Consider the following 19,237-nt stretch of genomic DNA (forward strand, 5'->3'; position numbering starts at 1 on the left):
AAATTATGTATCACAAGCTATTAGATTATATAGGAAACACTCCATTGGTAGAAACGACCAATTTAGTTCAAAACCCTAACGTAAAATTATTATTAAAACTAGAAGGGAACAATCCTGGAGGAAGTGTAAAAGATCGTGCAGCTTATTACATGATTAAAGGAGCTTTGGAAAGAGGAGATATTAAGGATGGGGACAAATTAATAGAAGCTACTAGCGGAAACACTGGAATTGCTTTGGCTATGATTGCCCAATTATTAAATATTGATATTGAATTAGTGTTGCCCGAAAATTCTACAGCAGAACGTGTACAAACTATGCGTGCCTACGGAGCCAAAGTAACTTTAACCTCTGCCAAAACAGGAATTATTGGTTCTAGAGATTATGCTGATGAAAAAGTAGCACAAGGAGGCTATGTAATGTTAAATCAATTTGCCAATAACGACAACTGGAAAGCGCATTACAACACCACTGGTCCAGAAATTTGGAGAGACACTAACGGAAATGTTACTCATTTTGTATCTGCCATGGGAACTACGGGTACTATTATGGGAACCTCAACCTATTTAAAAGAACAAAATCCGAATGTGCAAATTGTAGGAGCGCACCCTAGCGATGGTTCTCAAATTCCTGGAATTCGTAAATGGCCCGAAGAATATTTACCTAAAATATTTGATCGTTCTAAAGTAGACACTGTGATGGAAGTTTCGGAAACCGATGCAAGAATTATGACCAAACGTTTGGCTAAAGAAGAAGGTATTTTTGCAGGAATGAGTTCTGGTGGTTCTGTAGCTACTGCTGTTAAATTAGCAGAAACATTAGAAAGCGGAATTATTGTTGCTATTATTTGCGACCGTGGAGACCGTTATTTATCTTCTGATTTATTTGATTAATCTTACATCTAAAAACAAATACCCACCTAAAAAAAGAGACCCAATTGGGTCTCTTTTTTTATTCAAAAATTAATTTCTGTTTGCTTTGTTTTATTTCCTTCTCATTCAATAACATTTTAAAATATTTACCTGCATTGTAGGTCTCTGCTTGATTGCTATAATACGGACTGTTAAAAACTCCCGATTGTCCTGTAGGTACTACTGCGTATGAATTTTCTATATCCGAAAAATCTATAATTCTACGAGATGAAGGTCCTGCATTAGATTTGTACAAACCATCTTCTGTATAATCAAACATGGTATTATTAATGGTTTCGTTTCCTCCTACAATTGGAGTTTTGGCTACGTTTAACAATTTTTTTAACAAATCTATTTTTGCCAAAGCATGTTCGTGGGTTACGGTGTGTACTTTTTTCCAATGCCACTCATCTACATTGTTCCCCAACTGAGAGGTTAGCTCTGTAACCGTTTCTTTAAAGCTTTTCATCACTATGGTTTCAAAAGTTTCTTTCTCTTGAGTAGTAATATCATCCCACCAAACAGATGTTGGATTGTAAATGTATTTATTCTGTGTTCTTTTGCTCAAATGAGAATCTACATAATCTTTAAAAAATGTAGCTCCCAACTCATCTTTAAAGGTATGTTTTAACAATTTAAAATTCAGTTTATTGTAAATAGTTGGCCCCACATTTAACAACCCGTGGTCTCCTTTCCATTTTATCAATCTATCTAAAACCAAAACTTGTTGTGAGTTTAAACTTTCTATATCAATTCCTTTTACAATGGCTTTTATATTGTTTAAAACAACAGGGCTTGTATGGCTTGTTGCTAAACTTAGCATATCATCAACTCCTAATTTTTCTTTTTTTTCCAATCCTTTGTAAATGGCCACACCCCTATCTTTTGATAAATAGTATCCTTGATACAACTCTCCTTCTACAGCTTCGGGTTGTGTGTTAGAGGTTACTAGATATCCTTTAGGTGGATTGATTGCTTTTGGATTTTTATCAAAACTTACCCATGTTTTTTCTGTATGAATACGATCCATACCATTTAACACAAAACGAGTATTTACAGGCTCTTTAAATTTATACAACTGCCCTACAGACCATAAAGCTATGTTGTTGTCTTTATCTCCATACACAAAATTCAACCCAGGTGCAGAAAAATCTCTTAGTTGATTTTCAAAATCATCTACATTTTTTGCATGATTAATTCCATAAGACGTTTGTAATACCGTATTGGGTTTTTCGTTAAACACCCATTGTACAGCTATAGGATTTACAGAATCTAAGGTTTTTAACTGACTGTTAAACACAGGTCCTAAAACAGATTTTTTAATCTGTATTTTTTTCTCTGTCCCTCCTTTAATTTTAATCACCTTGTCTACATAATCATACGTATGAATTCCGGTAGAGGTTTCGTACTTGGTGCTATCTGTAGGATGCTTTTTTAAGGTATAAAAATTCATATCATCATTCTCAAACATGGTCAAACCAAAAGCATAGTCTCTGTTATGAGATAATAATGGAAAGGGCATTAATCCTAAATGAAAACCGTAGCGTTCGTATTTAGGAGTTTTAATATGTGCTTGATACCATACACAAGGTTGTGCATACCCAATATGCGGATCGTTCTCAAACAACACTTTTCCTGTGCTTGTTTTTTGAGGAGCCAAAACCCATGCATTGCTCCCTATAAATTGAGGAAAAGGTAACTTTTTTAAAAGAGTGCTAATACTTGCCAAAGCTTGCTGAGTTCGTGCATCGTAATTTTCTTGATACAGAGTTTGTTCATCAACATCAATAGCCAAATCTTTTAAATACTCATTTCCATATGTGGTTTGAATGTGGGTTAATAAAGGATCTACTTTAAAAGCATGTGCAAAATTAAAAGCCATATAAGCTGTTACATAATACATATCTTTTGCAGTGTAATGTTCTTTATCAATTCCTAAAAGCGTAAATTCTAAAGGAGTTTTTCCATTGTCTATATAAGCATTCACTCCTTTTAAATAAGCCGCTACCAACTTTTGTACTTTCGGATTTTTATCCAGTGATTGTACTTGTTTGTTTACTGTTTCATCTATTCCTAAAGAAGAAAAAAACACATCAACCTCAACCAAGTCTTCTCCTAAAATCTCAGCAAGTCTACCTGCTGCAATTCTTCTTAACAGTTCCATTTGCCACAAACGTTCTTGTGCATGTACATAGCCCAAAGCAACTATAGCATTTTGTTCGGTTTCTGCAAAAATATGAGGCACTCCAATGGTATCAAAATACACTTCTGTATTGGTTAAACCATCAATTTTAACAGTACCCTTATATACTGGTTTTAAACTTTCTATATACAAATAAACTCCTACAACCAACAAAATAGTTACAGAAAGAAGTCCCCATAAAATTCTTTTAAAAATTTTCATTTCCTGAATGATTTTAAATGTGTTTAAATATAAATATTCTCGCTTTTTTCACTTAGGAAAAATCGCTTAATTTTTGTTAATTTGTGAATCAACCTTTTCATAAATGAAGAAACTACAAATGGTTGACTTAAACAGTCAATACCTAGATATTAAAGAACAAATTGATACTTCTATTCAAAACGTTTTAAATACTTCTAGTTTTATTAATGGCCCACAAGTAACTTCTTTTAAAAACAATTTAGCAACCTATTTAAATGTAAATCATGTAATTCCATGTGCTAACGGAACCGATGCGTTGCAAATTGCCCTAATGGCATTAAATTTAACACCAGGTGATGAAGTAATTACGGTAGATTTTACTTTTGCAGCCACTGTAGAAGTAATTCAATTACTAGGCTTAACTTCTGTTTTAATTGATGTAGAAGCCGATACTTTTAACCTAAGTATTGGTGCCTTAAAAAAAGCAATTACTCCAAAAACAAAAGCCATTATTCCTGTACATTTATTTGGTCAATGTGCTAATATGGAAGCTATTTTAAACATTGCCAAAGAACACAATTTATATGTAATAGAAGACACCGCACAAGCATTAGGTGCTGAATACACTTTTAGTGATGGAACCACAAAAAAAGCGGGAACTATGGGAACCATAGGAACTACTTCTTTTTTTCCATCTAAAAACCTAGGATGTTATGGTGATGGTGGTGCTATTTTTACCAATAATGATGAATTAGCTCATCAATTAAAAGGAATTACCAACCACGGAATGTATCAAAAATATTATTACGATGTGGTAGGTGTTAACTCCAGATTAGACAGCATACAAGCAGCTATTTTAGATACCAAACTACCTCTTTTAGACACGTACAACAAAGCCAGACAAAAAGCAGCTGCTTATTACAACAATGCTTTTAAAAATTGTGATGTAATTACCACACCTGTTACCTCTTCATTTTCATCACATGTATTTCATCAATACACCTTAAAAATTGGACAGGGGAAAAGAGATGGCTTGCACCAGCATTTAAAAAGCTTAAACATTCCCAATGCTATTTATTACCCCGTAGCATTGCATAAACAAAAGGCTTATTACAATGAAAACGTTATAGAAGATAACTTTACCAACACCAATAGATTGATTGAACAAGTAATATCTTTACCCATGCATACAGCTCTAGAAACAGAGCAATTAGAATTTATTACAAATACGATACTTAAATATTTAAATAACACATATTAACATGGCTAAGCAAATACTAGTTACTGGAGGTTTAGGATTCATTGGATCTCATACCGTAGTAGAATTACAAAATGCAGGATTTGATGTAGTAGTGATTGATGATTTATCAAACACAACCATCAAAGTTTTAGATCAGATTACAGAAATTACTGGAACAAAACCAGCTTTTGAACAAATTGATTTAAGAATTAAAGCAGATGTAAAAGCTTTTTTTGACAAATACCAAATTGATGGTATTATTCACTTTGCTGCTTTTAAAGCAGTTGGAGAAAGTATGCACAAGCCTTTAGATTATTACGAAAACAACTTAGGTTCTTTAGTGTACTTATTGCAAGAAATGAGAGACAGAAAGTTAGACAACTTTATCTTTTCTTCTTCTTGTACTGTATATGGTCAGGCTGATGAATTGCCAATTACCGAAAAAGCTCCTGTTAAAAAAGCAGAATCTGTATACGGAAACACTAAACAAATTGGTGAAGAAATTATTGAAGATGCAACCAAAGCTCACGATTTTAAAGCTATTGCATTACGTTACTTTAACCCTATTGGTGCACACCCTACAACAAAAATTGGTGAATTGCCAATTGGAGTTCCTCAAAACTTAATTCCTTTTATTACGCAAACTGCTGCTGGAATGAGAGCCGAATTGTCTGTTTTTGGTGACGATTACGATACTCCTGATGGAACTGCTGTTAGAGACTACATTCACGTGGTAGATTTAGCCAAAGCTCACATTGCTGCTTTACAGCGTTTGATTGATGGAAACAACAAAGAAAAATTTGAATATTTTAATGTAGGAACCGGAACAGGAAGTTCTGTTTTAGAAGTAATTAACGCTTTTGAAACAGCTAATAACCTAAAATTAAACTACAAAATTGTAGATCGTAGAGCTGGAGACATTACTGCTGCTTACGCAGATACAACTATTGCCAACAAAGAATTAAATTGGAAAACTGAGCTAAGCTTAGAAACTGCTTTAAAATCTGCTTGGGAATGGCAATTAAAACAAAACAAGTAATCATTAACAATGCCTTGTTTATAAAAACCCTTTCTATGAATTAGAAAGGGTTTTTTGCTATATTTAAATAAAAAAAGAAAATGGTACAGAAATTAAAAACGATTAAAACCATTCATATAGCCATTGTTTTAGGTATTTGTGTGGGTTATTATGTAATAGGAGATTTTACATCTTTAGACCAACTAACCCAAATCCCTAAAATAACCAAAGATTCTATTATATATGCTCTTATTCCTTTAGTGGCTGTTATTGTAACTTCTATTTTATTTCGCATGCAAATTCAAAAAATAGACCCAAACCTATCTTTAGAAGACAAAATGGCTCCTTACCAAACAGCTTCCATTGTTAGATTTGCCATACTAGAAGGAGTTTGTTTTCTAATTCTTATTTTGCAACGCGACTTTGTTCTTTTTGGAATTGTCTTAATTCTTTATTTGCTTTTACTAAGACCAACCGAAAGCAAAATAAAAAATGATTTAAAACATATTGAGTAAGCTAAAATGGACGTAACAATTCAAAACATTCCTTCAAAAAATATTTATTCAATAACACACGTAGGAGTAGAAAAAACAGAAAACACTTTTGACAAATTAATTAAATGGATAACAGAAAGAGACCTTTTACAAAATTCTGAAGCTAAAATTTGTAGAATTTTTTATGATAGCTTTACCAACACAGCTCCCCAAAAAATTAGAATGGATATAGGTTTGCTAACCTTTACAAACATAGAAAACAATAATGTAACTACTAAAACCACATTAGTAGAACACAAAGCAATTGTTGGTACTTTTAGCATTACTTTAAATAAATTTCAAAAAGCATGGAGTTCACTTTATCAGTGGATGAACCTGAACGGATACAAACCATCTACCATGAATCCTTATGAAATATATCACAATGATTATAGGCAACATCCTGAACAAAAATGCTTAGTTAATTTACACATCCCCATAAAACATGAATAAAGCCGATTTACTAATTAAAAAACTAAACCTAGCTCCTCATCCAGAAGGAGGATATTTTAAAGAAACTTATAGAAGTGATGGAATTATTGTAAACCATAATTTACCTATTGAATTTAAAGGAAATAGATGTTACAGTACCAGTATTTATTTTTTATTAACCTCCGAAGATTTTTCTGCCTTTCATAAAATCAACCAAGATGAAGTTTGGCATTTCCACGAAGGAGCTCCTATCAGAATTCATCAAATTTCTCCAAAAGGAGAGTACACATCTGTGGTATTAGGAAACGATGTGTTACACAATCAAAAATTTCAACATGTAGTTCCTACAAATTATTGGTTTGGTGCTACTGTAGAAAACAGCAACAGTTATACTTTGGTAGGTTGTACTGTTTCTCCTGGTTTTGATTTTAAAGATTTTACCTTGGCTAACAGAAAAGATTTACTAACAAATTTTCCGCAACATATACATATTATTACCAAGCTTACAAAAGCTTAAAAACAAAAAATCCCTTACAAATTGTAAGGGATTTTTTGTTATCTTAAATTCTGATTTTTTAGATCTCTGCACTACTTCTAGCTACAGACCTATCTATTTTTGCAAATAAACCTTGTAATACTTTACCTGGTCCAACTTCTATTACTTCTGTTGCTCCATCAGCAATCATAGCTTGTGCACATTGTGTCCATTTTACAGCTCCAGTTAATTGAGCTATTAAATTCTCTTTAATTTCATCAGCATTGGTTACTGCTTTTGCTACCACATTTTGATATACTGGGCAAGAAGGTTCGTTAAACTGAGTTGCTTTAATTGCTGCTGCCAATTCTTCTTTTGCTGGTGCCATTAATGGCGAATGAAATGCTCCTCCTACAGGCAACAACAAAGCTCTACGTGCTCCTTTTTCAGTTGCCAATTCACAAGCTGCTTTTACGGCTTCTAATTCTCCAGAAATTACCAATTGTCCAGGACAATTGTAGTTTGCAGCTACTACATCTCCATCAATAGTGGCACAAATTTCTTCTACTACAGCATCTTCTAATCCTAAAACAGCTGCCATAGTTCCTGCTTGTAACTCACACGCTTTTTGCATAGCATCTGCACGTTTAGCTACTAATTTTAATCCATCTTCAAAAGATAATGTTCCGTTAGCTACCAAAGCAGACAATTCTCCTAAAGAATGACCCGCTACCATATCAGCTTTAAAATCATCTCCTAAAACTTTTGCTAAAATTACAGAGTGTAAAAACACAGCTGGTTGAGTTACGTTGGTTTGCTTTAAATCTTCAGCAGAACCTTCAAACATAATTTTAGTAATTTCAAATCCTAAAATTTCATTTGCTTTCTCAAATAATTCTTTAGCTAATGGAGAGTTGTCATACAAATCTTTCCCCATTCCTGTAAACTGTGCTCCTTGTCCAGGAAATACATATGCTTTCATAAAAATTAGTTTTTCTAAATTTTGTGGGGCAAAAATAGCAAAAAAGGACTAAAACTGTGTTTATTCATCAAAAGAGTTCTATTTTCGAATATAGAATTACTGCTAATAATGATGACTCTAGAAAAACAAGCCTCTGCAATTTATTTTATATTAGCCACCCTTTTTATTACATCGCTAGTGGTTTCTAATTTAATTTTTCAAAAATTCTTTTATTGGGAACCCTTTGGCTGGTATCGATTTGAAATTTCTGTAGGAATTTTACCCTACCCTATAACCTTTTTAATAACTGATACCATTTCTGAAATTTATGGAAAGAAAAAGGCCAATCAAGTCGTGATTGTTGGAATATTTGCCTCTGTTTTTTCGATGGGAATTGTTCTCTTGGCTAATTACGTTCCTACACTTGCAAATTCTCCTGTGGATGATGTTACTTTTTCCAAAGTATTTGGATTGTCTCCTTTGGGAGTATTGGCATCTATGCTAGCTTACTTAACTGCACAATTTGTAGACATTCGTATTTATCATTTTTGGAAAACTTATACCAAAGGAAAACATTTATGGTTACGCAATAATTTTTCCACCTTTACTTCTCAGTTTATAGATACTTCTTTAGTTGTTGGCCTTTTATGTTTTTTTAACGTTTTGCCTTGGACATCTTTTGGTTCTTTGGTTATTAGCGGTTTTTTATTCAAGGCTATTATTGCAATTCTAGACACTCCAATACTTTATGCCATTGTGTTTTATCTAAAAAAGAAATTTCATTTAACTATAAACGATGAAATAAAATCGTTACAATTGTAATGTTTCTATTCAATTCCCAACTAAGAGGTAAAGACTATTGATCTCTACTTTATGAAACATTTATTTTTTATTGGAGCACTTTTAATAAGCCTGCATTCTTTTTCTCAAACTTCTGTTTGGAACAATTTATTACAAAAACACGTTGATGATAATGGTTGGGTAAACTATAATTCTTTTGCAAAAGACAAAACTCAATTAAAAACCTATCTAACATTTTTAAACAATACAAGTCCAAGTAGTTCTTGGTCAGCAAACAAAACCAAAGCTTTTTGGATCAATGCATATAATGCATACACTGTTAAAATAATTTTAGACAATTATCCTGTAAAATCAATTTTAAACATTAAAAAAGGAGATAAAAACGCTTGGGAAATTCCATTTGCCAAAGTTGGAGGTAAAACTTATACTTTAAACCATATAGAGCACGAAATATTAAGAAAGCAATACAAAGATCCTCGCATTCATGTAGGTGTAAATTGTGCTTCTATTTCTTGTCCGCCACTTCCAAATACAGCTTTTACAGAAAAAAACATTGATAATTTATTAACCAAAGGCATCAAAAACTTTATCAATCAAGGAGATAGAAATACAATTACAAAATCAAAATTAGAATTATCTCAAATTTTTAATTGGTTTAAAGATGACTTTAGCCAACAAGGAGATTTAATTACATTTATAAACCAATACAGTACGGTTAACGTTTCTACAAACGCAACCATTACTTACAAAGAATACAATTGGAATTTAAATAAAAAATAATCTAAAACACAGCACATGCAAAAGACATATTACGATCCAAAAGATTTAAAAGATTTTGGAAAAATTAGCGAATGGGATCAAGAATTAGGAGAGAAGTTTTTTGAATATTATGGAAAGGTATTCGAAGAAGGAGCATTAACTGCACGTGAAAAATCCCTGATTGCCTTAGCTGTTTCGCATACCGTACAATGTGCATATTGTATTGATGCTTATACGTCTGACGGTTTAAAACGTGGATTAGAAAGAGAAGAAATGATGGAAGCCGTGCATGTGGCTGCTGCTATAAAATCTGGAGCAACGTTGGTACACGGTGTGCAAATGATGAAAAAATACGACAAACTATCGTTTTAGTACAGAGTACAAAGTAATGAGTACAGAGCTAAAAGTAGCTCTTGTAAAACTCAATACTTAGTACTTACTACTTAATACTAATAATAATGAAATCACTCGCAAAAAGAAAAGATAGTTTAGCAGATCCTAAAAACCAATTGGCCTTGTTCAATAGTGGAGCTTTTGCTAACGGAGAATTGCCCACTTTTAAACAAAAAGTTTCAGAAAGCAATCAATACCCATTAAAGCCTACAAAACTTGAAATTTTTCAGGTAAACGTTGGGTATATGTGTAATCAGGTTTGTGCACATTGCCATGTAGATGCTGGTCCGGACAGAAAAGAAATTATGACTACCGAAACCATGCAATTGTGTTTAGACAAGTTAAAAGAATCTGGTGCTACTACTTTAGATTTAACAGGAGGTGCTCCAGAAATGAATCCGAACTTTAGATGGTTTGTAGAAGAAGCTAGTAAAATTGGAGTACAAGATTTTATTGTACGTTCTAATCTTACCATTTTAAGAGCCAATAAAAAATACTACGATTTACCTGACTTTTTTAAAAAACACAACATTCATGTAGTGTCATCTTTGCCTTTTTACAAACGTGGTAAAACAGACAAACAACGCGGAAATGGTGTTTTTGATGATTCTATAAAAGCATTAAAAGAATTAAATAAAGTAGGCTACGGTGTAGAAGGAAGTGGCTTGCAATTAGATTTGGTTTTTAATCCTTCTGGTGCTTTTTTACCCGGAAATCAGGCAGAGCTAGAGCAGGAATTTAAAACCGCTTTACAAGAAGATTTTGGCATTACATTTAACAACTTATTTGCCATTACCAATTTACCTGTAAGTAGATTTTTAGAGTTTTTAGTGGCTTCTGAAAATTATGAAGATTATATGGACGAATTGGTAGATGCTTACAATCCATCGGCCGTAGAAAATTTAATGTGTAAAAACACCATTTCTGTAGATTGGAATGGAAATTTATACGATTGCGATTTTAATCAACAATTAGATTTAAAAGTAGCCACCAAAGGAAAACATTTATCAGAGTTTGATGCAGAAGCATTGAGTAATAGACAAATTATAGTTTCTCAACATTGTTACGGTTGTACAGCCGGTGCTGGGAGTAGCTGTCAAGGAAGTGTAGCATAAAGATGAATCACAAAACTGCTTTTTTAATTTTTGCGCAATCAGCCACTGCAGAATCTAAACAGATTCCCAATGCAGAATTGCTGTTTGAGCAACTAAACCTAGACATTCTTAAGAAAGTGAGGCAAACCAACATGCCTTATTTTATTAGTAATGAACAAGATCAGGTAGGTAATGATTTTGGTGCAAAACTAACCAATGCATTATCTAAAATTTTTAAAAAAGGGTACGATTATGTAATTACTGTTGGGAACGATACTCCCGAAATTACTACAGGTATTTTAAAAAAATCTATTAAAAACACCGCTAAAAACAAGCTAACCTTTGGTCCATCTAAAGATGGTGGATTTTATTTAATGACATTTTCTAAAAAAGAATTTCAGTCAGAAGAATATCAAAAATTACCTTGGCAAACCTCATCCTTAGTTAAAAATACGTTACTCCTTTTAAACAATAAATCTAATCATAAATTAGTTCTTTTATCTCCTTTAAAAGATATAGACACCCTTACCGATTTAACGTCTCTTTTTTTACAACACAATCATATCTCCCTAGCTCTTAAAGAGCTTTTTAAACTTTTAATTTTTATAAAAAAAGACAAAGTCTTTTATAAAAATTTACATTTTACTTCTTTTATAAATACTTCTTTTTATAACAAAGGGTCTCCTGTTTTTCTTTCTTTATAATCTACAAAACTAACTACAATCCTTTTTATAGTTAGCTAGCATTCTTATTTTATAATTTTAACAAACTATACATGAAACTACTATTTACTAGTGTTTTGTTCATTTTGTCGTTGTCTTTATTTGCCCAAAAAACAATTACAGGAACTATTTTTAACAAGAAAGATAAAAGTACCATTGCTTTTGTAACTATTAACGATACCGAGGGAAATCAAGCCATTTCTAATGAGAATGGAGTATTTACCATTACAACAAATCAAAATACACTTACGTTTTCTTCTATTGGGTTTATTGATGAAACAATCTCTGTAAAAAACAAAACCATTTTAACTGTTTTTCTTACAGAAAACACAACGGAATTAAACGAAATTGTGATTACTGCTTTAGGAGTAAAACAAGAAAAAAAAGAATTGGGCTATAGTGTTCAAACCTTAAAACCTAAAGATATTGCACAAGTTAAAACTGTTAATTTTTTAGACAACCTTTCTGGTAAAGTTGCAGGTGTACAAGTAACAAGAGGAGCTACAGGTGTTGGCTCTTCTTCTAAAATAACCATTAGAGGGGAATCTTCTTTTTCTAATAACAATCCTTTGTTTGTTGTTGATGGAACCCCTATTAACAACAATACTATTTTTAACACCACCAACGAGGCTGCTGCTGGTTTTCAGGAAGTAGATTTTGGTAACGGAGCTATGGAAGTTAATGCAGATGATATTGCTTCTGTTACGGTTTTAAAAGGACCTAGTGCTGCCGCTTTGTATGGTACCAGGGCTGCGAATGGAGTAATTGTTATTACCACTAAAAATGGAGAAAAAAACAACGGATTGGGAATTGAGATTAACAGTAGCTCTTTTATTGATACTGCTTTTAAACTTCCTGAATTTCAAAATCAATACGGACAAGGACAGTCGGGAGTTTTTGAATTTAAAGATGGTTTAGGTGCTGGTATTAGCGATAATATTACTTATTCTTGGGGACCTAAATTAGATGCCAATATTTTAATTCCTCAATTTGATAGTCCTGTTACTCTGCCTGATGGAACTATTGTAAGAGGTGGAGATACTTCTTTGTATAGCAACTTGCCTATTACACCTACACCCTTTACATCTAACCCAAACAATTTAAAAGATTTTTACAAAACTGGTTTTACAACTATAAACAATATTGCTATTTCTAATGGTTTTGATAAAGGAAATTACAGACTATCACTTACCGATTTAAATAGCGAATCTATTATACCAGGTGTAAACCTAAAAAGAAAAACTGCTTTTGCTAAAATAAACGTTAAACCTAGTGTAAACACCATGGTAAATGCATCGGCAAGTTATACACAATCAGAAAGTGACAACAGACCTTCTAACGGATATGGAAGTGAAAACGTAAATTATTCTTTGGTTGCTTGGGGGCCCAGATCTTTAAACATTAATAGTTTAAAAAATTATTGGCAACCAGGATTAGAAGACAGACAACAGTTTTCTTACAATTATACTTTTTTTGATAATCCTTATTTTATTTTACAAGAAAACAGAAACTCATTTAACAGAGATCGTGTTTTTGGAAACATAAATATTCAACAAAACTTTAACAAACACTGGTCTTTAAAACTAAGATCGGGTATTGATTATTCTTCTGAAATCCGTCAGTTTAGACGTGCATTTAGCAACAATCGTTTTAAAAACGGAGGTTATGCAGAACACAATGTGTATTACAAAGAAATCAATTCCGATTTTTTAATCAACTATAAAAACAAATACAACCAATGGAAAATAGACGTTTCTTTGGGAGGAAATACTTTAAAACAAACAGCTAACACCAGCCAAGCACAAACCATTAGTTTGGCACAACCTGGCATTTTTAATTTAAACAATGCTGCAAGCACTATTGATGTTTTTCAGCAAACAGCAACAAAAAAAATAAACTCGCTTTATGGTATAGCAAAATTTAAATATTCAAATCTGGTTTATATAGACATTACCGGACGTAATGATTGGTCTAGTGCTTTGGCAACTCCTTTTGGAGCAGATAATACTTCTTTCTTTTACCCTTCTATATCTTCTAGTTTTATTGTTTCAAATGCATTTAAATTGCCAGAGTATATTTCATTTGCCAAACTTAGGGCTAGTGTTGCACAAGTAGGGAACGACACCAATCCCTACCAAACCTCTAGCGTATTTAACTCACAAACTACTGTAAATGGAAATCCTACATTTAGCAGTCAAGATTTTATTCCTAACGAGAATTTAAAACCTGAATCTTCTACGGCTTACGAAATTGGTGGTGTTGTAAACTTCTTTAACAATCGTTTTAATGTTGATGTTACTTATTACAACTCCACTACCAAAGATCAAATTATTTCTTTGCCTATACCTGTATCCTCAGGATACAATCAACAAGTAGTTAATGGAGGAAAAGTAAGAACGCAAGGTGTTGAAATACTTTTAAACACAACCCCATTTAAAACAAAAGACTTTACTTGGAATGTACTTTTTAACTTTAACAGTACTCATTCTAAAATATTAGATTTACCTCAACAAGACAGTTCTTTAACACTTGCTTACAGTCGTATTTACGATAGTGCTAACCAAACCGTATACTTTCAGGTAGAGAAAGGTGGACGTATTGGTGATTTTTATGGAACGGGTTATTTAAAAAATGAAAATGGTGATTTTGTTATTGGTGGAGATGGAAATTTTATAGCAGACAATACATTAAAAAAACTAGGAAACTACAATCCTGATTTTACCTTAGGATGGACCAACAATTTTAGCTACAAAAACTGGAATGCAAACTTTGTGTTTGATTGGAGTCAAGGAGGAAAAATTGTATCTAGAACACGTGCATTAGGAAATGTTGGAGGGCAATTGGCAGAAACAAGCTATAGACCTACAGAAGGAATTGTAGCCAAAGGAGTGGTAAATACTGGAACGGCTGAAAACCCAATATATGTAGCCAATACTACCGCTATTAGTGCCGAAAGTTATTACAGACAATATTACGATCGTAATCATGAAGAAAACAACATTTACGATGCTAGCTTTTTAAAATTAAGACAAGTTTCTATTGGGTATAGTTTTCCTCTAAAAAAGGGAAGTTTAGGCTTAAAAGATGGGGCTAATATTAAAGTATCCCTTATTGGTAAAAATTTATTTGCCTTTACAGAAAATCCACATTTTGATCCTGAACAAATTGCCGTACAAGGAAATGGTTTTGTAAGTGGTGTAGAAGATTTAAGCTATGCTACCACTAAAAGTTACGGAGTTAATTTGGGATTAAAATTTTAAGAAAACATCATGAAAAATTACATATATACATTCATCATTTTAGGTTTATCATTCGTAAGCTGCACCCATAATTTTGAAGAAATTAATACCAATCCAAATGCTCCAAATCGGGTAACTTCTGATTTGTTGTTAAGACAAGTGGTTTATAACTTTGCAGAAGAAATGAGCTACGAAGGTTTTGTTGCCGGAGATTTATTAGGGCAATACAGAACTGCTTTGGATTTTAATTTATTTGACAGACACGATTTAAAATCACCTCAATTAGGCGGTAATCCTTGGGCTATTTTTTACACCAATCTTAGAGACAATCAAATTCTTTTAGAACAGTCTAAAACACAAATTTCGGAAACAGTATATAAAGGACCTTCATTAATTTTAAAAGCATACATGACTGCTGGTCTCACAGACTTATTTGGAGATGTTCCTTATTTTGATGCTTTTGATGGCATTAACAAAGAAGTGACTCCAGCTTATGACAGCCAACAAGCTATTTACACAGAACCCTTAGGTATTCTAGACAATTTAGAACAAGCTAATGTGGCAATTGATGCTTATACCGGAAGTATTGCCTTAAACGGAGATCTTTTGTTTAATGGTAATTTAGACGGATGGAAAAGAATGTCTAATTCTTTACAGTTAAAATATTTACTACGAATTTCTAATAAAATAGATGTTTCAGAAAAAATGCAGGCTCTTTTTACTGAAGATTTCTTTATCAAAGAAAATCATCAAAATGCTGTTTTTAATTTTTCTGCCAATGCTCCTAATAATTTTAGACTGTCCCGTTTAAGAATTGGTGACTTTAACAATTTTGTATTATCAGAAACTTATGAGAATATTTTAACATCTTTAAACGATCCTAGGCTAAATACGTTGTTCAGACCTTTTGAAAATTCAAACTCAGAAGATTTTAAGGGATTAATTAACGGAATCAACCCCTCTGTAACTCAAGTAAACTTAGCCAACTATTCTTTGGCTAGTTCTCTTTTTAGAGAAGATTCATCAACCTTAAAGGCAAATTTCATCACTGCCTGGGAAACCTATTTTATACTGGCAGAGGCTGCTCTAAAAGGTTTGATTACAGCAGATGCCAAAAATTTATATGAGCAAGGTGTAACGCTAGCTTTTGAATATTGGAACACTTCCTTACCTACTAATTATTTAATCAACAATGCCAGTTTTAATGCCCCTGGCACTACTCCACTACAACAAATTAGTACGCAAAAATGGATTGCCAATATTATAAATGGTTATGAGGGATGGACAGAATATAGAAGAACAGGATTTCCTGAATTGCAAACTATTTCTGCTAGTTTAAATAACAATATTATTCCTGCAAGAATGCCCTACCCTACAGATGAAATTACATTGAACCAAGAGAACTACAATAAAGTAGCCTCTAAGACAAATAACAATAGTATTAACGTGCCTGTTTGGTGGAACGAATAATAAAAATATGAATACAATTACACTACAATGGAGTTTAGTCATAGGATCTAGTTTGTTGCTATTTCTGTTTTCTCCGTTTGTAAAAACCAGCAATGCTTTTTACAAAGCTACTTCCAAACTAAAATCACCAACTACTTTTGTGCTTACAGGTAGCTTGGTTATTTCTTGGATTTTTTCTAAAAGTATTACCAATGCTGCTAACCTAGGATTGGCTTATGGAATTGTAGGAGGTTTGGCCTATGCTGCCTATTATCTTTCTTTTGTTGTGGCAGGTGTTGTTATTTATTATTTAAGAACCAAAGGAGGTTTTACTAGTATCCATCATTTTATTTATAGCAAATACGGACAAAAAGCCATCAATCTATTTTCTATTTTAATTGCCTTTAGACTTTTTAACGAAGTTTGGAGCAATACCATGGTAATAGGTTCTTATTTTGGAGATGTAAATTCCAATTCTTACTACATTGCCATTGTTGTATTTACCATTCTTACCCTTGCTTATTCTTTAAAAGGAGGCTTGAGTAGTTCCATTTTTACAGACATCATTCAAATGGGTTTGTTTTCTGTATTGTTAGGAATTATTTTATGGCAATTGTTTAGCATAACCGAATTTACCACACAAACAGTTCTAAATTCTGGAAATTGGAGTTTTAGTATGGGCTTAAATTTACTTTTTGCGGCCGTATTGCAATCTTTTAGTTACCCATTTCACGATCCTGTGTTAACAGATAGAGGTTTTATTAGCAACCCAAAAATCACTTTAAAAAGTTTTATTGCTGCAGGAATTGTTGGTTTTATTTGTATTGCCCTTTTTAGTGTTGTAGGTATTTATGCCAAACATATGGGCTTGCAAGGACAAGCAGCTGTACAGGTAGGAAAAACATTAGGTGTTGGACTTTTAGTAGTCATTAATTTTATTATGATTACCTCTGCATCATCTACCTTAGATTCTACCTTTTCTTCTTTTTCTAAACTGATTGTAATTGATTTAAAAAAGAGCAAAAGCGTTTCTTTAGGTAGACTTGTTATGATTTTATTAGCTATTTTAGGAACCATTCCTATTTTTTTTAATGCCGAAGTTTTAACAGCTACAACCATATCTGGAACCATGGTAATAGGACTGACTCCTATTTTTATGTTTTGGCACTTAAAAGCTCCAAAACTTAGTTTTTTTCTAAGTCTTTCTAACGGACTTCTTTTTGGAGTTTTACTTCTTTTTAACCTATTTCCAACCTTTTTAATACTTACCCAGGGTCCTTATGCCAATTTACTTTGGATCAATTTTTGGGGAATAATTTTATGTACAATTTTATATTGGATTCCTATATGGATACACAAAAAATAACATCGGACAAACTACTTATTTTTGGAGGAGTCTATAGCAATTTACAAGCATTACAATCTTTAATAAAACAAGCAGAAAAATTAAACATTCCTGCTGAGAATTGTATTTGTACAGGAGATATTGTGGGGTATTGTGCCTCACCAGAAGAAACCATTCAGACATTTAAAAATTGGGGAGCTAAAAGTATTTTAGGAAATGTAGAAATTCAATTAATTAACGAAGCTTTGCATTGTGGCTGCGATTTTTCTAAAGGTTCTAAATGCGATATATTATCGAATATTTGGTATCCTTATGCTCAAAAAAACATTTCTAAAGATTCTTTAGATTTTTTAAAAACCTTACCAGAACATTTGCATTTTACATGGAACCATCTAAAAATAAGTACGGTTCATGGTTCCCATGCCAATACATCAGAATTTGTGTTTAAATCAACTCCTTGGCATAACAAACAACAAAGTTTTAACACCACACAAAGTGATGTGATTATTGCAGGACATTGTGGATTACCTTTTTACGATTATCAAGAAAATAAATACTGGATCAATCCTGGAGTCATAGGAATGCCTGCTAATGATGGAACACCTAAAGTTTGGTATGCTATTTTAGAACAAAAAGAACAAGAAATCACCATTAGCTACCATCAACTTGATTATGATTTTTCTAGAGCTGCAAAACTTATGCTACAACACAACTTACCCAATTCTTATACCCAAACATTAAGCACTGGTATTTGGGACAATATGGATATTTTACCAACTAAAGAAAGTAAGCTACAAGGACAAAAAATAACTTTAGATTCTCTAATTTTAAAGAACAAAACAAACCCACTTTCAATAAAAAAATAATCAATAAAAATGAGCAACCAACTCTTAATTATATTTATACGCAAACCCGAACTAGGAAAAGTAAAAACACGTTTGGCTAAAGACACTTCTGATGAAGTTGCTTTGGCTGTTTATAAAGATTTATTAGTCCACACACACAATATTACCAAAAATTTAGAGGTTGATAAATGGGTGTTTTATACAGATGAAATTGAATTTACCGACATGTGGGATGAGGGTAATTTTATGAAAATGATTCAGGCCGATGGAGATTTAGGTGAAAAAATGCAGTCTGCTGTTTTAAAAGGATTTGCCACAGGATATTTTGAAATTGTAACAATAGGTAGCGATGTAGATACCTTAACTACAGAAATTTTAGAAGAAGCTTTTGATCAAGTACAACAACAAAATGTTTTAGGACCATCAGAAGATGGAGGCTACTATTTATTAGGGTTGAATGAACCTAGAACAGATTTATTTACCAACAAAGAATGGGGAACAGATTCCGTACTTAGAGACACTTTTTTAGATTTGTCAAACGAAGAAGTAGCAATTTTAGATGAGTTAAATGATATTGATGTATTAGAAGATATAGAAGAAGGTTCTTTTTTATATCATCACGTTAAAAATTATAAATAAA

18 protein-coding genes are annotated in these 19,237 nt (G+C 32.5%); 16 read left to right on the forward strand and 2 right to left on the reverse strand.

All coding sequences use genetic code 11. From position 1 onward, the window contains the following. The first annotated feature begins 5 nt into the window (after positions 1-5). Complete coding sequence (cysM, locus tag ACY2IJ_RS06780; RefSeq protein WP_476726393.1) at positions 6-890, forward strand: cysteine synthase CysM; 885 nt, start codon at positions 6-8, stop codon at positions 888-890. A gap of 58 nt (positions 891-948) precedes the next feature. Here the strand turns inward: cysM and ACY2IJ_RS06785 are convergent, their stop codons facing one another. After that, positions 949-3,312 carry a penicillin acylase family protein gene (locus ACY2IJ_RS06785; protein WP_476726394.1) on the reverse strand — a complete coding sequence of 788 codons (2,364 nt, stop codon included), beginning with the start codon at positions 3,310-3,312 and terminating at the stop codon, positions 949-951. Between the two features lie 103 nt (positions 3,313-3,415). Between ACY2IJ_RS06785 and ACY2IJ_RS06790 the strand changes: the two genes are divergently transcribed. The 5 genes from ACY2IJ_RS06790 (at position 3,416) to ACY2IJ_RS06810 (ending at position 7,031) form a co-directional block, all read left to right on the forward strand. Further along, on the forward strand, positions 3,416-4,552 hold the full coding sequence (locus ACY2IJ_RS06790) for a DegT/DnrJ/EryC1/StrS family aminotransferase (RefSeq protein WP_476726395.1): 1,137 nt from the start codon (positions 3,416-3,418) through the stop codon (positions 4,550-4,552). 1 nt (position 4,553) lies between these two features. Further along, positions 4,554-5,570 carry a UDP-glucose 4-epimerase GalE gene (gene galE / locus ACY2IJ_RS06795; RefSeq protein ID WP_476726396.1) on the forward strand — a complete coding sequence of 339 codons (1,017 nt, stop codon included), beginning with the start codon at positions 4,554-4,556 and terminating at the stop codon, positions 5,568-5,570. An 80-nt stretch (positions 5,571-5,650) separates the two neighbouring features. After that, the gene (locus ACY2IJ_RS06800) at positions 5,651-6,064 is read left to right on the forward strand and encodes an MFS transporter (protein WP_476726397.1); all 414 of its coding nucleotides are present in this window, start codon (positions 5,651-5,653) and stop codon (positions 6,062-6,064) included. Between the two features lie 6 nt (positions 6,065-6,070). Beyond that, positions 6,071-6,535 carry an AraC family transcriptional regulator gene (locus ACY2IJ_RS06805; protein ID WP_476726398.1) on the forward strand — a complete coding sequence of 155 codons (465 nt, stop codon included), beginning with the start codon at positions 6,071-6,073 and terminating at the stop codon, positions 6,533-6,535. Continuing rightward, positions 6,528-7,031, forward strand: coding sequence for a cupin domain-containing protein (locus ACY2IJ_RS06810; RefSeq protein ID WP_476726399.1), 504 nt, complete (start codon positions 6,528-6,530; stop codon positions 7,029-7,031). The genes ACY2IJ_RS06805 and ACY2IJ_RS06810 overlap by 8 nt, the downstream gene beginning before the upstream one ends. A gap of 58 nt (positions 7,032-7,089) precedes the next feature. On the opposite strand, the gene fabD is transcribed toward ACY2IJ_RS06810, so the two are convergent. After that, positions 7,090-7,971: an ACP S-malonyltransferase gene (gene fabD / locus ACY2IJ_RS06815; protein WP_476726400.1), complete on the reverse strand. Its 882-nt coding sequence runs from the start codon at positions 7,969-7,971 to the stop codon at positions 7,090-7,092. Between the two features lie 108 nt (positions 7,972-8,079). Here fabD and ACY2IJ_RS06820 point away from each other — a divergent pair, with 108 nt between their 5' ends. The 10 genes from ACY2IJ_RS06820 (at position 8,080) to ACY2IJ_RS06865 (ending at position 19,236) form a co-directional block, all read left to right on the forward strand. Then, complete coding sequence (locus tag ACY2IJ_RS06820; protein WP_476726401.1) at positions 8,080-8,772, forward strand: queuosine precursor transporter; 693 nt, start codon at positions 8,080-8,082, stop codon at positions 8,770-8,772. A gap of 51 nt (positions 8,773-8,823) precedes the next feature. Next, positions 8,824-9,531 (forward strand): DUF547 domain-containing protein, encoded by a 708-nt coding sequence (locus tag ACY2IJ_RS06825; RefSeq protein ID WP_476726402.1) that lies wholly within the window; start codon positions 8,824-8,826, stop codon positions 9,529-9,531. Between the two features lie 15 nt (positions 9,532-9,546). Beyond that, a complete protein-coding gene (locus ACY2IJ_RS06830) occupies positions 9,547-9,882 on the forward strand; it encodes an arsenosugar biosynthesis-associated peroxidase-like protein (protein ID WP_476726403.1) in 336 nt (111 codons plus the stop codon). 80 nt (positions 9,883-9,962) lie between these two features. Continuing rightward, on the forward strand, positions 9,963-11,018 hold the full coding sequence (gene arsS, locus ACY2IJ_RS06835) for an arsenosugar biosynthesis radical SAM (seleno)protein ArsS (RefSeq protein ID WP_476726543.1): 1,056 nt from the start codon (positions 9,963-9,965) through the stop codon (positions 11,016-11,018). A 2-nt stretch (positions 11,019-11,020) separates the two neighbouring features. Then, positions 11,021-11,701: a TIGR04282 family arsenosugar biosynthesis glycosyltransferase gene (locus tag ACY2IJ_RS06840; RefSeq protein ID WP_476726404.1), complete on the forward strand. Its 681-nt coding sequence runs from the start codon at positions 11,021-11,023 to the stop codon at positions 11,699-11,701. 71 nt (positions 11,702-11,772) lie between these two features. Beyond that, positions 11,773-14,979: a SusC/RagA family TonB-linked outer membrane protein gene (locus tag ACY2IJ_RS06845; RefSeq protein WP_476726405.1), complete on the forward strand. Its 3,207-nt coding sequence runs from the start codon at positions 11,773-11,775 to the stop codon at positions 14,977-14,979. Between the two features lie 9 nt (positions 14,980-14,988). Next, positions 14,989-16,428, forward strand: coding sequence for a SusD/RagB family nutrient-binding outer membrane lipoprotein (locus ACY2IJ_RS06850; protein ID WP_476726406.1), 1,440 nt, complete (start codon positions 14,989-14,991; stop codon positions 16,426-16,428). A gap of 7 nt (positions 16,429-16,435) precedes the next feature. Beyond that, positions 16,436-17,773 (forward strand): sodium:solute symporter family transporter, encoded by a 1,338-nt coding sequence (locus ACY2IJ_RS06855; RefSeq protein WP_476726407.1) that lies wholly within the window; start codon positions 16,436-16,438, stop codon positions 17,771-17,773. After that, positions 17,755-18,618, forward strand: a complete 864-nt coding sequence (locus ACY2IJ_RS06860; protein ID WP_476726408.1) for a metallophosphoesterase family protein — start codon at positions 17,755-17,757, stop codon at positions 18,616-18,618. Before ACY2IJ_RS06855 ends, ACY2IJ_RS06860 begins: the two co-directional genes overlap by 19 nt. 9 nt (positions 18,619-18,627) lie before the next feature. Beyond that, entirely contained in the window at positions 18,628-19,236 is a 609-nt protein-coding gene (locus ACY2IJ_RS06865) for a TIGR04282 family arsenosugar biosynthesis glycosyltransferase (RefSeq protein ID WP_476726409.1), read from the forward strand. Position 19,237 lies beyond the last annotated feature (1 nt).

This window comes from Wenyingzhuangia gracilariae, assembly GCF_056387575.1.

Excerpts from the sequence above, each read along its gene's own strand:
- cysM (WP_476726393.1), top strand. The coding sequence starts at position 6 with ATGTATCACAAGCTATTAGATTATATAGGAAACACTCCATTGGTAGAA.
- ACY2IJ_RS06785 (WP_476726394.1), bottom strand. The coding sequence starts at position 3,312 with ATGAAAATTTTTAAAAGAATTTTATGGGGACTTCTTTCTGTAACTATT.
- ACY2IJ_RS06790 (WP_476726395.1), top strand. The coding sequence starts at position 3,416 with ATGAAGAAACTACAAATGGTTGACTTAAACAGTCAATACCTAGATATT.
- galE (WP_476726396.1), top strand. The coding sequence starts at position 4,554 with ATGGCTAAGCAAATACTAGTTACTGGAGGTTTAGGATTCATTGGATCT.
- ACY2IJ_RS06800 (WP_476726397.1), top strand. The coding sequence starts at position 5,651 with ATGGTACAGAAATTAAAAACGATTAAAACCATTCATATAGCCATTGTT.
- ACY2IJ_RS06805 (WP_476726398.1), top strand. The coding sequence starts at position 6,071 with ATGGACGTAACAATTCAAAACATTCCTTCAAAAAATATTTATTCAATA.
- ACY2IJ_RS06810 (WP_476726399.1), top strand. The coding sequence starts at position 6,528 with ATGAATAAAGCCGATTTACTAATTAAAAAACTAAACCTAGCTCCTCAT.
- fabD (WP_476726400.1), bottom strand. The coding sequence starts at position 7,971 with ATGAAAGCATATGTATTTCCTGGACAAGGAGCACAGTTTACAGGAATG.
- ACY2IJ_RS06820 (WP_476726401.1), top strand. The coding sequence starts at position 8,080 with ATGATGACTCTAGAAAAACAAGCCTCTGCAATTTATTTTATATTAGCC.
- ACY2IJ_RS06825 (WP_476726402.1), top strand. The coding sequence starts at position 8,824 with ATGAAACATTTATTTTTTATTGGAGCACTTTTAATAAGCCTGCATTCT.
- ACY2IJ_RS06830 (WP_476726403.1), top strand. The coding sequence starts at position 9,547 with ATGCAAAAGACATATTACGATCCAAAAGATTTAAAAGATTTTGGAAAA.
- ACY2IJ_RS06840 (WP_476726404.1), top strand. The coding sequence starts at position 11,021 with ATGAATCACAAAACTGCTTTTTTAATTTTTGCGCAATCAGCCACTGCA.
- ACY2IJ_RS06845 (WP_476726405.1), top strand. The coding sequence starts at position 11,773 with ATGAAACTACTATTTACTAGTGTTTTGTTCATTTTGTCGTTGTCTTTA.
- ACY2IJ_RS06850 (WP_476726406.1), top strand. The coding sequence starts at position 14,989 with ATGAAAAATTACATATATACATTCATCATTTTAGGTTTATCATTCGTA.
- ACY2IJ_RS06855 (WP_476726407.1), top strand. The coding sequence starts at position 16,436 with ATGAATACAATTACACTACAATGGAGTTTAGTCATAGGATCTAGTTTG.
- ACY2IJ_RS06860 (WP_476726408.1), top strand. The coding sequence starts at position 17,755 with ATGGATACACAAAAAATAACATCGGACAAACTACTTATTTTTGGAGGA.
- ACY2IJ_RS06865 (WP_476726409.1), top strand. The coding sequence starts at position 18,628 with ATGAGCAACCAACTCTTAATTATATTTATACGCAAACCCGAACTAGGA.